The sequence below is a fragment of the Mesorhizobium sp. M7A.F.Ca.MR.362.00.0.0 genome (assembly GCF_004023175.1).
In the GTDB taxonomy this organism is placed as follows: domain Bacteria; phylum Pseudomonadota; class Alphaproteobacteria; order Rhizobiales; family Rhizobiaceae; genus Mesorhizobium.
Map to the genome: position 1 here is coordinate 2,291 of NZ_RZTF01000385.1, position 1,797 is coordinate 4,087.

The window sequence follows — 1,797 nt, forward strand, 5'->3', positions numbered from 1 at the left end:
GTGCCGGCCGATGTGTTGGCGGCGGGACGCGAAACGGTCGCTCGGCGCATCGAGGCGGCGCTCGGTGTGGACCATGCCGGCTATCGCGATCTCTATCTTGTACTGCTCAGCCTCGCCAGCCACGACCTTGCCGTCATGCGCGGTGCTTTCGGCACACCCGACCGCGTCGTGCATGCACAGCAGACTGGTCCGAACCAGTTGCTGGCCGTGCTCGACTATGGCGGCGTCCCCTGCCTCTTCGACATGGCGCTTGCCCAGTATGAATGGTGGGACGAGTGGATCCACGTGCATGGCGAGGGCGACGAGGTGCGGATCGAATTCCAGAACCCCTATTTCCGCAACGCCTCGGCGACCGTCCGGCTGCGCGAAGCGGCAGGTCAAACCGCATCCGAACGTGTCATACCCGGCGTTCCGGATACATCGTTCCGCCGAGAATGGCTGCATTTCGCCGATTGCATCCATGCCGGTGCGAAGCCGCGCACGCCGCTTTCGGGCGGGCTCGCCGATCTCGATCTTGCCCTCCGGATCATCCAGGCAATGCCGCCGAAAAGACTTTAGCGAAATTTCGGAAACGCGCCGCCAGCCGGCGCGTTGGCCCAGCTCTGCAAGGTCTGGCCGCCGTCGATCAGCCAATCCACGCCTGTGACGTGCCTCGCCTCGTCGGAGGCCAGGAAAGCCACGGCGGCCGCGACATCGTCCGGCTGGCCGATGCGGCGCAACGGAATGCGGTCGGCGAAATGCTGGACGCTGCTCTTGAATTCGCCGTCGCCGGAAACCGGCACGCCAAGCGTCGTCTCGATCACGCCGGGGCAGATGGCATTGACGCGTATCCCGTAGGGCGCGGCATCGAGCGCCGCGACCCGCGTCAGGCCGACCACGCCGTGTTTGGAGGCGACATAGCCGGCACCGCCCGAAAGGACGTCCCAACCGGCCATGGACGAGCCCATGTTGACGATCGAGCCACCGGTGCCGGCCTCGATCATCGCGCGAAGCGAAGCCTGCAGCACGAGGAAGATGCCGCGCAGATTGATGCGGATGATCGTATCCCAGTCCTCGACCGGCAGGTCGTGAACGGGAGCGACGACGCCGGAAATTCCGGCATTGTTGAACACCACGTCGAGGCCGCCGAACGTCTCGACGATCGTTGCGGCGGCGCGCCGCACATCCGCTTCATCGGTGACGTCGGCTTCGATCGCCAGGACGCCGCCGCCGAGGGAGCGAGCCAGTTGCTGCGCCGCCGCGCCATTGCGGTCGACAATGGCGACCCGTGCGCCTTCGTCAAGGAAACGCCGCACCGCTGCGCTGCCGATCGCGCCGGCGCCGCCGGTGACGAGGACCTTTTTCTGGTCGAACCGTTTCATCCCAGGGTCTCCGGCTTTGGATAGGTACGCCATGAATACTGTGGTTCGAAGCCGATCGTTTCGCGCGCATGGACCGTGTCGAGCACGGCGCCGAAACCGGCGATCGACCGTGACAGGGGGACATCAGGATAGACCCGGCGCAAAAGCGCTTCGGTTTCCTCTTCCATGAATGTGTCGGCGGCGCTCAGGAGGACGCGCAGATGGCTATCGCCTTGCCACTCAAGCGCCCGCAGGAAGCCCTGCCCGGCGTCGCGCGCATCCAGATAGGCCCACAGGTCGCGGGCACTGTCGGCAGTGGCGCGGCGCGGCCCGACGCCGTCGAAAAAAGAACCCGGCGTCTGGATCCACGGCATGCGGACACTGACCGCCGAGAAGGCACCGCGGCGCACCGCCGCGTCGACGATTTCCTCGCCCAGCCATTTCGACAGGCCGTACG

Annotated in this window: 1 protein-coding gene and 2 pseudogenes; 1 reads left to right on the forward strand and 2 read right to left on the reverse strand. The window is 66.1% G+C overall.

Annotated features, from left to right (window positions below; genetic code table 11):
* A pseudogene (locus tag EOC06_RS43915) lies at positions 1–558 on the forward strand (gfo/Idh/MocA family oxidoreductase); the annotation flags it as partial.
* Here EOC06_RS43915 and EOC06_RS30760 read toward each other — a convergent pair.
* Both EOC06_RS30760 and EOC06_RS43920 read right to left on the reverse strand, forming a co-directional pair.
* The gene (locus EOC06_RS30760; RefSeq protein ID WP_128309558.1) at positions 555–1,361 is read right to left on the reverse strand and encodes an SDR family NAD(P)-dependent oxidoreductase; all 807 of its coding nucleotides are present in this window, start codon (positions 1,359–1,361) and stop codon (positions 555–557) included. The pseudogene EOC06_RS43915 and the gene EOC06_RS30760 overlap by 4 nt on opposite strands.
* Positions 1,358–1,797, reverse strand: a pseudogene (locus tag EOC06_RS43920) (NAD(P)-dependent oxidoreductase); the annotation flags it as partial. The pseudogene EOC06_RS43920 and the gene EOC06_RS30760, both read right to left, overlap by 4 nt.

Bases quoted from the DNA above. Each gene is read 5' to 3' on its own strand.
- EOC06_RS30760 (WP_128309558.1), bottom strand. From the start codon at position 1,361: ATGAAACGGTTCGACCAGAAAAAGGTCCTCGTCACCGGCGGCGCCGGC.